Origin of the sequence: Flavobacterium inviolabile (assembly GCF_013389455.1) — a bacterium.
GTDB lineage: Bacteria > Bacteroidota > Bacteroidia > Flavobacteriales > Flavobacteriaceae > Flavobacterium > Flavobacterium inviolabile.
This window is the reverse complement of sequence record NZ_CP058278.1, coordinates 800,528-814,534: the sequence shown is the minus strand read 5'-3', so window position 1 is coordinate 814,534 and position 14,007 is coordinate 800,528. Positions and strand designations below refer to the sequence as shown.

Genomic DNA, 14,007 nt, shown 5'->3' with positions numbered 1-14,007 from the left:
AAAATTATTGCGGTAAAATATTGTTTTTTTGCGGTGATTGCTTTCCCTGTTTTTACTGTTGGGGTTTTATTCTATATTTGCTCTATGTTATTTTCAGAAATATTAGGACAAGTTCATATTAAAAGCCATTTGACAAAAAGTGCCGATTCGGGCAGGATTCCGCATGCGCAGCTTTTTGTAGGACCCGAAGGTTCAGGTACTTTACCCATGGCAATTGCCTATGCGCAATATATACTGTGTTCCAATGTTGACGGTGAAAACCATTCGGGAAATGAGGCATGCAATTTAAAGTTTGCTCATTTTTCACATCCGGATCTGCATTTTGTTTTTCCGGTTTCATCAAATGATGAAGTGAAAAGCCACCCGGTGAGTGCCAATTTTATGAAGCACTGGCGCGAATTTGTGACCACCACTCCTTACGGCGGTTTGTTTGACTGGTATAAATCCATTGGCATACAAAACAAGCAGGGACAGATTGGTGTTGACGAAGCACAGGAAATCGTAAAATCTTTGTCGCTAAAATCTTATGAAGGTGGTTATAAAGTGATGATTATCTGGATGGCCGATAAAATGAATATCGCCACTTCAAATAAATTGCTGAAACTGTTGGAAGAACCGCCGCAAAAAACAGTTTTCCTGCTAATCACAGAAAATGAGGACGATATTCTTCAAACCATTTTATCCCGTTGCCAGGTATTGCATTTTAGCGGTTTACCGGAAAGTGTTATTGCGGAAACCCTTGTTTCACGTGAAAAAATAGAAGAAAAATCGGCTTTCAAACTGGCGCATCAGGCACAGGGTAATTACAACAAGGCCTTACAGTTATTGCACAAAAATGAAGATGATTTTCCTTTTGAAGTCTGGTTTGTACAATGGGTTCGTGCGGCTTTTCGTGCCAAGGGAAATGCTGCAGCCATTCAGGATTTGATTTCCTGGAGTGAGGAAATTGCCGGTATTGGCCGTGAGGCACAAAAACAGTTCCTGCATTTTTGTATTGAAATGTTCCGCCAGGCTTTATTGCTGAACTATCAGTCTCCAAAACTGGTGTATATCGAACCGACCGTTGAAAAATTCAAACTGGAAAATTTTGCCCCTTTTGTTAACAGCAATAACATCCACGATATTTTCAAGGAACTTTCGGATGCTATTTACCACATTGAGCGCAACGGAAATGCCAAGATTATCCTTACCGACCTTTCTATAAAACTAACCCGTTTAATACATAAAAAATAAACAACATGACAAATACCGAAATCTTTGGAATCTTAATTTTAGCTTTTCTGGCTATTACTTTTTTACAATCCGGATATGATAAAATCATGGACTGGAAAGGAAATGTAGAATGGCTGAAAGGGCATTTTTCGAAAACCTTTATTAAAAATCAGGTACCGCAATCGCTATTGCTGATTTTAGTTTTAGAAGTTATCGCCGGCGCTTTGTGTGTGATCGGAATTGCACAGCTGGTTATGAACGGCAGCACTACTTTTGGTCATTATGGCGCTACTTTTTCCTGTGTGACGTTATTGTTTTTGCTTTTCGGTCAGCGAATTGCCAAGGATTATGACGGAGCCCGTACCATTGTAATTTATTTTATTCCGGCTATTTTAGCGGTTTACTGGCTATAAAAATATACCAAAAAAAAAAGAGCCTCTGACGTTTATCAGCGGCTCTTTTTTTATAGGCTGGATTTATACAACCGCAGTTCATCCCAGGAGAATTCATCACCGTATTTTTCTTTTATTTCGTTCAGACTTTCGCCTTTATATCCTTTGAACGCTTTTTTCAGCTGTTTGATTTTTTCTTCCGGAAGCAGGTCGGAAAGGGACAATGCTTCCATTTGGATCAGCTTTGAAAAATGGGTATAAATGGTTGCCACTGTAAGCTTCCGGATACCGGCAATTTCCGGTATCGAAAGGTTTTGCGTCCAGAGTTCCAGCGTTTCTTCGATGGTCGATTTTTTGGGTTCTTTTGCTTTTTTCTTTCTGGAAGTATACCGTTGCACATCTTCCTCGTCTTCTATCAGTGTTACCGGGTTTTTACGAAGGGCTTCTTTGATCACCTCAATTTTATCCTGTTTGTAACGCTGTAATAACGGTGAGGTCAGTTTTTCTTTTGAAATTTCTTCCTTGTCCAGTATGGCTTTCATCAGCAGCCTTGTCTTTAGCAATCGCAGGACAGCATTGGTTTGGAGTTCTTCCAGCTCCGATAGTTCCTCATAAAATGTTTTGGCTTTTTTCTGGCGTTTTATTTCTTCTATTTTCCAGAAAATATCAAACGCCAAAGCATCCATTTTCGGAAAAAAGTAGTCAAAGGCTTTGTTTATTCTTTCGTCAATGAATTCAAGATTAATGGGTTCCTCATAAAACAGTTTGTTGAGCTGTGCAATAAATTTCCGGGACGGCTCCAGTAAATCATGCACCGCTTTTGATTGCTGCTGTGCCCAGGTTCTGGATTTCGATTTGGTCGATTTTTCGGTTTCGGAAAGGTAGGTTTGCTGGTGTTTACTCCATTGTGCCGCCAAGTCGCTCCAATCGAAACTGTTTTTCAGGTAGTTATGAATAAAATAGCGGGTTTCGGCTTCCAGCGAATCTTCCAGTTTTTCTTCCGTGGCTTTGTTTTGTGCATAGTCCATCACATCGGCATCGTTCGAAATACCGTTCATATGTATCGGAGAAAGCAAAATAAGCCCTTTTAACGAACGCAAACGCGAAAGAGCAACATAGGCTTGTCCGGGCAGAAAAACGCGCGATACATCGAGCGCAGCTTTGTCGAAGGTTAATCCCTGGCTTTTGTGTACCGTTATGGCCCACGCCAGCTTAATCGGATAATGGGTAAACGTTCCCAGAATTTCTTCATTGATTTCCTTGGTCATCTCATCCACATAGTAGCGGATGTTCTTCCATTCGTAGCGCTCCACTTCTATTGTTTTGTTCTCTTCCGGAAAATGGACAAAGATTTCGTTAGCCGAAAGCGATTTGATTATTCCCATTTTTCCATTGAAAAAGAGCTTTTCAAAAGAGAGGTCGTTTTTAACAAACATAATCTGCGCCCCTACTTTCAGGTTTAAAAGCTGGTCCACCGGGTAGATCTTTTCCGGAAATTCCCCAACGATTTCCGGATGGAACGTATATTCTTTTCCTTCCAGATCCTTTAATGCTTCCGTATTTATGGTATCTGCCCTCACATTGTGTGTGGTAAGGGTAATATAACCTTTGTGTTTTTTAAAATCAAAATCGGGTTTTACATACTGATTCAGTATCGCCAGATCCTCACTCGTGACTTTGTTATTGCGGAGATTGTTTAAAACGGCAATAAAATCCGAATCGGTTTGCCGGAAAATTTTGTCCAGTTCAATGTATAACGGCGGGTTCAGCTGGATCACATGCGAATGAAAAAAGAATTTACCACGGTAATAACGCTGCAACACCGACCATTCTTCATTTTTTACAACTGGTGGTAATTGTAGTAAATCTCCTATAAATAAAACTTGTACTCCGCCAAATGCCTGTTCGTTGCGTCTTACTTTCCGAAGCATAAAATCCATCGCATCCAGAACATCTGCCCGCAGCATACTCACTTCATCAATGACCAGCAGTTCCATGTTTTGAATAACAGCACGTTTGGCATTGCTCATCAGGAAATGGCGGCGCAGGGTTACCTGGTTTTCAAAGCGTGTGGTTTCGGAAACCTGCGGATCGATTGTCGCATCCGGAAGGAAGGCCGCAAAAGGCAGCTGAAACAGGGAATGTATCGTGACACCACCGGCATTTAATGCGGCAATCCCTGTGGGAGCCACTACAACGGTGTTCTTATGAGTTGTATTGATGATTTCGCGTAGCAAGGTTGTTTTGCCCGTACCCGCTTTGCCCGTTAAAAATACGGACTTCTGGGTTTGGTTAATAAAGCGCAAAACATAAGCTGCGGCGTTTGAAATTTTTTCCATTTGGCGTAGAATTATAATAATATTCTAAGATACTATAAATAAGTATTTGATTTACAATAAAAAAGCCTTCACAAGGAAGGCTTTTGATTATTTTTTCTCTTCAGCTTTTGGCTCTTCTTTTTTACCGCCGGCTTTATATTTCTCGTTTAATTCTTTGCTTACTTTTTCTGTGATATCATATCCTTCTTTAGCATACAATATGGAAGCTGCATCACCCGTTCCGTAAATATATTCGTAGCTGTTTTTCTTACCGTAATCTTTGATATATTCTTTAATTCTTTTTACTAAAGAATCCATTTCTTTACCACTTTCCTGTTGTAATGTTTGCAACATTGCCTGTTGTTTCATTCCCAGTTGCTGCTCTCTTTTTTGCAATTCAGCACTTTTTTGTTGCGCCCATGCCATTCCTTTTACCTGTGCATCTCTTTGAAAAGTTGCCGCATCGTTTTGGAATTGTTTCGCTTCTCCTTCTAACTCTCTTCCCATTTCCTGCGATTTGGTTTTGTATTTCGATTCGATGTCTTTTGCTTCATCGTTTTCTTCTAATAATTTGGCTGTATCCACATAAGCCGTTTTGTGTTCAGAAGATGATTGTGTAGCATTGTTACAAGAAAACATTGCAAATGCAAGTCCGATTATTAATAAGGATTTTTTCATTTTATGAATTATGATTTATAATTTTCTGTAAAAATAAGAATTCGAATCAAAGTTCCAAAGTTGTACACCGGAAAGTTCAAATTCCGTTCGTTTTATTGTTTTTTTAAAGGAATAAGATTTCTTTATGCTGAATTTATAATCAATAATAAATAGCTATAAAAACCGGATTCAAATAAAGCGATTTAAGCCACTTTCTAAAATTCCCCGATAAAACGGATATTTCAGCTTCTAAACGTTTATTATTTCCTTTTATTTTAATTTTTACTCGTTTTTCAGGATATAAATGTGTGAAGAATACTCCGAATTTCGTTTTGCTTTTAAATTTGACTGTAAGCCTATCCAAAAACCGTTAATAAAATTCATTTTCCCGTTTTTATATTTTTCGGATAAAAGTGAAACATAAAAACTGTCAAATACCATTGGCAAAACTTTTACCAGTTTTATATTTTGCTTCCGGAATAATTTTTCAATAGCAGTTTTTGAAAAATGCCAAAGGTGTCGCGGCACATCATAAGCTGCCCAGTATGCTCCGTAATATTTGGCATCGTAAGATTTAAAATTTGGCACAGCAATAATTATTGTTCCGTTTGGTTTCAATAATCTTTTTAAAACAGCGATCTGATTTTCTAAATCCGGAACGTGTTCTAATACATGCCACATTGTAATGACATCAAAAGAATGATCCGGAAGTGAGGCTAAATTTTCTGCAAATGCAATTCCTTTCTGAATTGCAATTCCTTTTGCTTTTTCGCTGGGTTCAATTCCGATAGTATTCCAATGCTGTTTTTTTGCTTCCAATAAAAAATCGCCGGTTCCGGCACCAATATCCAATAAAGAACCTTTTTGATTTTGCAGACTTGTTATTAAGCGCACTTTATCGCGAATGGCTTTTCTTTTAATGAAGTGATATATTTTTTCAAACAAAGAACGTTTTCCATCTGTGTGCGAAATATAATCGTCGCTTTCATAATAAGACGGTAATTTTTCTAAAGAGGGCTGCGGACTGGTTTTTAAAAGCTGTAGCTCTTCGTCCAACAGTAATTCAAAATTTTCTTTGGAAACGGAATGGTCTTTTACTTTTATATAAATGGTGTTGTCTGAAAAATTCATGGATGCTAAACGAATTTAAAAATTTTGTTTTTGGAGCTAAATCTCTTTGTTTACAAGCCTTCGCAAAGTTAGTTTCACGTGGAACATAAAAAGTAAAGATTGAAAAATAACCTGAGTACTTTATACTTCCGTTACTTTTCAATCTTTATACCGCTTCTATTTTATCTTCCCATGTGAACCAATAACACGGAAACATCACTTGGTGATACACCGCTGATTCGGGATGCCTGTGAAACAGAGGCCGGTTTTATTTTCTTTAATTTTTCTCTTGCTTCAAAGGAAAGGGATTTTATTTTATCGTAATCGAAATTTTCAGGAATACGAACATCTTCCAATCGGTTTAGTTTGTCGGCATTATTTTTTTCTTTTTCGATATAACCGGAATATTTTACCTGGATCTCTGCCTGCTCGATTACTTCCAGATCCAGATTATTTTCTTCAACATATTCTTTAACCTTTTCAAACTTCAAAATATCTTCCAAATCCAATTGTGGTCTGGAAAATACTTTAAACATTTTATCCGGCTGCGAAATCGGTGCAGAACCTTTGGCTTCCAAAATAGGATTTGCCTCGGCAACTTTTACACTGGTTTCTTTAAAGAAATTGACAAACGCTTCCGAATTGTTTCTTTTTTGCTCCATACGTTGCAAACGTTTGTCGGAAGCCAGACCAACAGCGTGTGACATTGGCGTCAAACGGAAATCGGCATTATCCTGGCGCAATAACGTTCTGTATTCGGCACGGGAAGTAAACATACGGTATGGTTCTTCCGTTCCTTTTGTAATCAGGTCATCAATCAACACTCCGATATAAGCTTCGTTACGTTTTAAAACAAACGGATCCTGATCGTGTGCTTTTAAGTGTGCATTCATTCCGGCGATCAAACCTTGTGATGCTGCTTCTTCATATCCTGTAGTTCCGTTGATCTGTCCTGCAAAATATAAACCTTCCACCAATTTTGTTTCCAAAGTGTGCTTTAACTGTGTCGGCGGGAAATAATCGTATTCGATCGCATAACCCGGGCGGAAGAATTTTACATTCTCAAATCCGGCTACAGAACGCAAGGCTTTAAACTGAACATCTTCCGGAAGGGAAGTTGAAAAGCCATTCACATAAACTTCTACCGTATTCCAGCCTTCCGGCTCTACGAATAACTGGTGGCGTTCTTTGTCGGCAAAACGGTTAATTTTATCTTCAATGGACGGGCAATAACGCGGTCCTAAACTTTTAATTCTACCGTTAAACATCGGCGAACGGTCAAAACCTTCACGCAATAAATCGTGAACCAGTTCTGAAGTATACGTCATATGACACGCTCTTTGGTGTGTCAATGGTTTGGTTATATCCAGATAGGAAAACTTGGAAGGGTTTTCATCACCGGGTTGTATTTCCATTTTGGAGTAATCCAGCGAACGTCCGTCAACACGTGGTGGTGTTCCTGTTTTCATTCTCCCGGAAGTGAATCCCATTTTAACCAGATCTTCCGTGATACCGTAGGCAGCACTCTCGCCTGCTCTACCACCACCAAACTGTTTTTCCCCGATGTGGATCAATCCATTTAGAAATGTTCCATTCGTAAGCACAACCGTTTTCGATTTGATTTCGATTCCCAACGAAGTGCGCACACCTACTATCTTATCATTTTCAACGATCAAACCGGAAATCATTTCCTGGTAAAAATCAAGGTTTGGGGTTTGTTCCAGCATCAGGCGCCATTCTTCAGCAAAACGCATACGGTCTGACTGTACTCTTGGCGACCACATTGCCGGTCCTTTTGATTTGTTCAGCATCTTGAACTGGATGGCTGTTTTATCGGAAACAATTCCCGAATAACCACCCAATGCATCGATCTCACGAACGATCTGTCCTTTTGCAATTCCACCCATGGCAGGATTGCAGGACATTTGTGCAATGTTTTGCAAACTCATTGTAACCAGCAGGGTTTTGGAACCCATGTTAGCAGCAGCAGCAGCAGCTTCAGAGCCGGCATGGCCGGCACCTACTACAATGACATCATATGTATCTTGAAATAAACTCATTGTTCCACGTGAAACACTTTACTGTTTCTTTTAAAATTTTCTATATATTCCAAATGCAAAATTACGCAGAAGGATAAAATCTCTTTTATATTTTATCAAAGAATTAAGATGTTTAACGTTCCACGTGGAACATCGCAACTTTCTCATCTTCTTTTGCACGCATTAAAAGCTCGTCTTTTTCAGACTTATCTTTATAACCGCAGTAGTGAAGTATACCATGAATGATTACTCTTTTGATTTCTTCATCAAAAGAAACGTTGAAATCTAAGGCATTATCTTTAACTCTTTCAATAGAAACGAATATATCACCGTGTAATTCGTTTCCTACACTGTAATCAAAGCTAATGATGTCCGTAAGGGTATCATGATCCAGGTATTCTACATTGATTTTATGCAGGTAATCATCGTTACAAAAGATATAATTGATCTCTCCTTCATGTTTTCCTTCGGATGCAATGACATTAGAAATCCAATTTTCATATTGGGATTCGTTTTCTAATTCAAAGTCGGTTTCGTAATTAAAACTAATCATCTTTTCTAAAATAGGTTTGCACCTTTTGATTAAAATTTGGGCGCAAAGGTAAGCTTTGTCTATTTAAAATCTCTACACTATTCAAATATTCTTTCAGTGCCGCAGGTAATTGGTTATTAGTACTGTTGAATTCCTTTTTATTGGTTTGCGACTGTCTTTTGTTTTCTTCTCCCTGCTGCTGTATCGCATTGTCTAATTTTAAAAGCTCGTGTTTTAAATTCAGCATCTTTTGCAAGGTTTCATTTTTAAAGCCTTTGTTCAGCAATTGCTTTTCGATGTCTTTCATTTGACGCAAAGCATTCTGACCGTTGCCACCCATTCCTTCTTTCTCCAATGCTTTTTGTAAAGCTTCCCGCAAACGCTGCTGCTCTTTGTAAATTTCTAAAACCTGACCGGCATCTCCTTCTCCATCCTGCCCGTTTTCTCCATCATTTCCTTTTTGTCCGTCTTTGCCACTTTTACCATCTTTACCGCTTTTATCCGGTTTACCGTCACCAGCCTTTTCACCTTTTTTCATCCCCTCTTTCATTTTTTCGCTTAAGCCTTCCTGTTTTTTAATGATATCCGGTAACTGCATTCCTTCTCCTTTTCCTGGTTTTGGTTTTCCTTTACCACCGCCAGACATCTGCATTTGCATTTCCATCTGCATCTGGTTCATGATGTCACTTAAAAAATCGGCCAGTTTGTTAGAAGCTGTGATCGTGTATTGCTGATGCGACACTCCTTTTCCAATGTTGTTATCGGTAAAGCTTGTGAGGGATTTGTCAACATTGTAATGTACGTTGCCCACTTCATTCGTGATAAGATCGGTGATCTTCGGGTTCCGTAATGACAATGCAAACAAACTGTCATCAACATGTTTGAACTGTAATTTTAAATCCTGCTGTTTTTTTAACAGCTTATTAAAGCCTAAACTTCTGTCGCCGGATGATTTGAAATTCTTCATCAGATCTTCCTGAGAAAAAGAAAATGCCAGAAGGTTATCTAAAATTTGTCGCAGCATTTTAGCATCTTCTTCCATTTGTTCCATTTCGCCGGATTCCATGGAAGACTGCATTTTTTTCGCCATCTTCTGCATTTTCTGTGCAGCTGATTTTTGTTTCGGTTTTGCCTTGGACTGGTTTTGCTTTTGCAATTCATCTGAAGCATTTTTCATATCTTCCTTGATGTCTTTCTCTTCCTGCTTGTCGGAAGGAATATCCATCGGAGCTTTTAAATCTTCATTTTGTTTTTCCAGTTCTCTTAATTCTTCCTGTAATTTATCAAACTCAGAATTGATCTTATTCTGATCTTTCTGGTTGTTGTCTTTACTATCGGATAGTTTGTTTTGTTCCTCACTGAGTTTATCCAGTTTACCGGCCAGCTGTTCGGCTTTCTTTTCTACATAAAATCTTTTGGTCAGCTCAACCAGCTGCTCCAGATTTTTAGATTGATTTTTAGAGTTCTGCTTGAACTTATCTATTTTTTCAAACAGTTCTTCTTCTTTTAATTTGTTTGTTAAGTCTTCTAATTCTTTTAAAAGTTTTTCATTTTTTTCGAGCTCTTTTTCATTTTTCTCCAGACGTTTCATAAGCTCGTCCTTGAATTCATCTTTTTTCTCCGGATTAAATTGCTGCAGGTTATCTTCCAATTTCTTAGAAAATTCTTTCATCATTTCATCCTGCTGTTTCTGACGGTTAATAAAATCCTGTACTTTTTTCTGGTCTTTAAAATCAAGATTTGTTTTTTCCTTTCCTAATTTTTGCAGCTTGTCTAACTCCGATAATTGTTTATCCTGATTTTTAATGGATTTTTCAAGGCTGTTAATATTACTGTTTTGTTCCTGCAAAATCATATCTTCTTTTTCATCAGCCGTTAATTCTCTATGGGAAAATACCGAAGATTTTGAACTTTTGAAATTATGCAATGCATCGTTATCAAAAATTTCAAAGTAATAATCATAGTCAACACCAGGCTGAATATTCAATCCGTTCGGAAAGGTGTAAACAAACTGATCGAACGTTTCTTTTTTAACCGGGATTGTTCCACGATAAACCTGAGCCGGATTATTTTTAGGGTAATACACAACAAGCAGCTTCGTTAATCCGTAATCATCTGATACCTGACCTAAAACAACATTCTTTTTCAGTTTTAAAGTATCCGGTGCCGATTGTACGGATATAGTAGGAAACTGATCTTTGATAGTTGTAATCTGGTATTGCAACTTTTCATGGTTTTTTACCTTTTTGTTTGAAGTAAGTATCTGGTATTCTGTATTTTGATTAATTCTTTTCGATAAACTAAAGGTATTGTCTGTAACATTGAGTTCATTTGCTTCGTTTGCACTTTTCCAGGCTACCGAATTTGTAGCCAGCGCATTAACTTTCCAGGTAACCGTTGTTCCTTCCGGTACCACTGCATTACCGGTACCCTGTACTCTTTCGGCTTTTTTGCCAAGGTAGGCAGGAAACGTAAGAATCATTTCAAAATTAGCAATGGTCGGAACAGCAACTACATTTAATTCATAGGTTTTTGAAGTTACTTCGTTGGCTATCAGCCGGAAGTCGATATTCTTATTGGTTTTCTCAAAACGATATTGAAAAACTCCGGGTTTTACACTTTCCAGATAATAGCTTTCATTACCCAGGGCAATCATGGCATTCTCCGGAATTTTAGTACCAACAGTTTTTACCTGTAAGATAAAATCCTGTCCCTGCTCTGATGTCAGCGAATTGTTTACAATCTGAAATTCAAAAGGAGCCGGTGGCAGGTATTCTTTTTTGTAGTGCACTACCCTGTCCAGACTTTCGGTGATCAGTTTTGTATTTCCGGAAACCAGAAAGAAAAGTAAAAACAATAACGGGACTATTGCATACGGCAGGTATTTGATATTCTTTTTAAAATTAATGGCATTACTAAACGGAATGGGCTGCAGGGTATTTGCTTTTTGCTCAATGGATGCAGCCAATAATTCCGATTGTTCCGATTGACCGGACAGCTGCAGGAAATTAGTAAGCTTATCGTTTACTTCCGTAAAATGATTTCCAATAATGGCAGAAGCCTGGGAATAGTCAATTCCTTTTTGCAGTTTGAAAAGTTTAAACAACGGAAACAAAATGAAACGCAGTAAAAAGAAGATTTCAACAGTAATGAACAGCCAGAACAATATTGTTCTTCCCACTGGGGAAAGCCATAAAAAATGTTCCACGAGCAACGTGAACAAAAAGTAAAGCAGTCCTAATCCAATGAAAAGAATAATTCCTTTCAGTAACTCATTCGTATAAAACTTTTTAATAAAGTCTTCAAGCTTTTGAAATATCAAATTTTTCGTTTCCAAATTCCGTAAATTGTTTATAACCGATAAAATTACAATTTTAATTGAAACGAAAAGGAACTATTTCATTGCATCAAACAACAGTACAATTGTTCCTTTTCCAAGAATATGAAAAAAGATTATCAAAGGATAGTTTTCAACAAACATTAAAATAATAAAAAAAAGAAATTTAAAATTTTAAAAAATTATTGTTGTTATTATAGCTTGTTAATTGTGGCAATAACTTTATTTTTTTTAGGATGATTTTGGAGTTATACAATTTTATACCGCTTTATCAACAATGTTATTTGAGGTTAATTCTTTTAAAATGAAGTGTTTTTAAAACGTTATTAACAATCGTTGAAAAACCAGTTTACTTTAAAATTATTAATAAGTTTACTTGTTAATTTCTGTTAATAACTACTCACTAACTTTTAATAACTCCAAAGCAAATTTTTAAAAATAGATTTGGTAGTTTCATCCGGGTTTTGGATTAGTCTTTTTTTCGATACAACCAAAAATCTTTTATAATTTTCTATCTAAAGTTATAAACAATATATGTTAACTTATAATTAACTGAAAATCAATACAATGTAAAGTTGTATTAACATTGTTCAATTTTAATGTTAAAATGATTAAAACTTAACTGGTTTTCAGCATATTATGCTTGTAATAATTTAATTTCTGCTTTTAGAATACTACACTTAATTCAACAGGATTATCTACTTGTTAGCAATATTGTAATACAAAGGTATTTTTAATGGGAATGCCTGCGGAAAATACTTTTAAAATAGGATGAACAGAAAATGAACGATACTATAAACATTATTAATTGCTCAATTTTTTAAATAGTTGGGTATTCAAATTGGCATAATTGTATCTTTGCGTAAAATTTTTAAAAAATGTCAAAGCCAGTTCGTGTGCGATTTGCACCCAGTCCTACGGGACCTTTACATATAGGTGGTGTAAGAACCGCTTTATTTAATTATTTATTTGCTAAAAAACATGGCGGTACCTTTTATTTAAGAATAGAGGATACCGATCAGAATCGTTTTGTTCCGGGAGCGGAAGTTTATATTATGGAAGCACTGGAATGGTTGGGTATTGCTCCGGATGAAACTATCGGTAAAAATGAAAAGTTCGGACCTTATCGTCAAAGTGAACGTAAGGCCTTATATAAGGAATATGCAGATCAGTTATTAAATTCCGGATGGGCATATTATGCTTTTGATACAGCCGAAAGCCTGGATCATTTGAGAAAGACTGCAGAAGAAACCGGTAAAACATTTATATACAATCATACTGTTCGGGAGCAATTGGATAATTCGCTTACCAATGCTGCAGAAAAAGTTGCCGAGCGTATTGCTAACGGTGAAGAGTATGTGATTCGTTTTAAAACGCCTGTTGATGAAACCTTGCATTTAAACGATATCATTCGTGGTGACATCAAGTTTGAAACGAATTTATTAGACGATAAAGTATTGTTTAAAAGTGATGGTATGCCAACGTATCATTTAGCGAATATAGTAGATGACCATTTGATGGAGACTTCACATGTGATTCGCGGTGAAGAATGGCTGCCTTCTCTCCCACTGCATGAATTGTTATACAAAGCTTTTGGCTGGGAAGCACCTAAGTTTGCACATTTACCGCTGATATTAAAACCGGTTGGTAATGGTAAGCTTTCGAAACGTGATGGCGATAAGTTAGGATTCCCGGTATTTCCGTTGGATTGGACAAATCCTGTTTCGGGAGAGAAATCGTCCGGTTATAGAGAAAAAGGTTTTTTCCCTGGAGCGGTTATTAACTTTTTAGCTTTATTAGGCTGGAATGACGGAACCGATCAGGAGTTATTTTCTTTAGAGGAACTGATAGCGAAATTCGATTTGAACCGTGTTCATAAAGCCGGTGCTAAATTTGATCCGGAAAAGAATAAATGGTTCAACCATCATTATCTTGTAAAAGAAAACAATGCATCACTGGCAGAAAAGTTTGATATGATTTTAAAAGAAAAAGGCATTACTGTTGAAAAAGCGTATGTTGAAAAAGCAGTGGCTTTGGTAAAAGAACGCGCTACGTTTGTAACCGACTTATATGATTTGTCCGATTTCTTTTTTGCAGCACCAATCGCTTATGATGAAAAAGCAGCTAAAAACTGGAAAGAAGATACTGGAGCTATTATGCAGGAATTAATCTCTGTTATTGAAAACATTGGTGATTTTACTTCCGTTACTATAGAAACGATTGTAAAGGACTGGATAACGAAAAACGAGATAGGAATGGGCAAAGTGATGCAACCGTTCCGTTTGAGCCTTGTAGGGGCTTTAAAAGGACCACACTTGTTTGATATCGTGGAAATGATAGGTAAAGAAGAAACCGTACAGCGAATACAAAAAGCAATAAGTACGTTATAAATATGATGAAACCTCCAATT

9 protein-coding genes are annotated in these 14,007 nt (G+C 37.1%); 3 read left to right on the top strand and 6 right to left on the bottom strand.

What is annotated here, in order from left to right:
- The first annotated feature begins 84 nt into the window (after positions 1 to 84).
- Together HW120_RS03780 and HW120_RS03775 are read left to right on the top strand one after the other, a co-directional pair.
- Complete coding sequence (locus tag HW120_RS03780) at positions 85 to 1,233, top strand: DNA polymerase III subunit (protein ID WP_177730970.1); 1,149 nt, start codon at positions 85 to 87, stop codon at positions 1,231 to 1,233.
- 5 nt (positions 1,234 to 1,238) lie between these two features.
- Complete coding sequence (locus HW120_RS03775) at positions 1,239 to 1,625, top strand: DoxX family membrane protein (RefSeq protein WP_177730968.1); 387 nt, start codon at positions 1,239 to 1,241, stop codon at positions 1,623 to 1,625.
- A 50-nt stretch (positions 1,626 to 1,675) separates the two neighbouring features.
- Here HW120_RS03775 and HW120_RS03770 read toward each other — a convergent pair whose 3' ends face one another.
- From HW120_RS03770 to HW120_RS03745, 6 genes are all read right to left on the bottom strand, one after another.
- Positions 1,676 to 3,943, bottom strand: coding sequence for a helix-turn-helix domain-containing protein (locus HW120_RS03770; protein ID WP_177730966.1), 2,268 nt, complete (start codon positions 3,941 to 3,943; stop codon positions 1,676 to 1,678).
- Between the two features lie 87 nt (positions 3,944 to 4,030).
- Complete coding sequence (locus HW120_RS03765; protein ID WP_177730964.1) at positions 4,031 to 4,600, bottom strand: OmpH family outer membrane protein; 570 nt, start codon at positions 4,598 to 4,600, stop codon at positions 4,031 to 4,033.
- A gap of 261 nt (positions 4,601 to 4,861) precedes the next feature.
- Complete coding sequence (locus HW120_RS03760) at positions 4,862 to 5,710, bottom strand: class I SAM-dependent methyltransferase (RefSeq protein ID WP_177730962.1); 849 nt, start codon at positions 5,708 to 5,710, stop codon at positions 4,862 to 4,864.
- Positions 5,711 to 5,871: 161 nt separating this feature from the next.
- Positions 5,872 to 7,749, bottom strand: coding sequence for a tRNA uridine-5-carboxymethylaminomethyl(34) synthesis enzyme MnmG (gene mnmG / locus HW120_RS03755; protein ID WP_177730960.1), 1,878 nt, complete (start codon positions 7,747 to 7,749; stop codon positions 5,872 to 5,874).
- A 112-nt stretch (positions 7,750 to 7,861) separates the two neighbouring features.
- Complete coding sequence (gene ybeY, locus HW120_RS03750; protein WP_177730958.1) at positions 7,862 to 8,281, bottom strand: rRNA maturation RNase YbeY; 420 nt, start codon at positions 8,279 to 8,281, stop codon at positions 7,862 to 7,864.
- Complete coding sequence (locus HW120_RS03745; RefSeq protein ID WP_177730948.1) at positions 8,274 to 11,597, bottom strand: DUF4175 family protein; 3,324 nt, start codon at positions 11,595 to 11,597, stop codon at positions 8,274 to 8,276. Before HW120_RS03745 ends, ybeY begins: the two co-directional genes overlap by 8 nt.
- Before the next feature lie 878 nt (positions 11,598 to 12,475).
- On the opposite strand from HW120_RS03745, the gene gltX reads away from it, so the two are divergent.
- Positions 12,476 to 13,987 carry a glutamate--tRNA ligase gene (gltX, locus tag HW120_RS03740; RefSeq protein ID WP_177730946.1) on the top strand — a complete coding sequence of 504 codons (1,512 nt, stop codon included), beginning with the start codon at positions 12,476 to 12,478 and terminating at the stop codon, positions 13,985 to 13,987.
- The last annotated feature ends 20 nt before the right edge of the window (positions 13,988 to 14,007 follow it).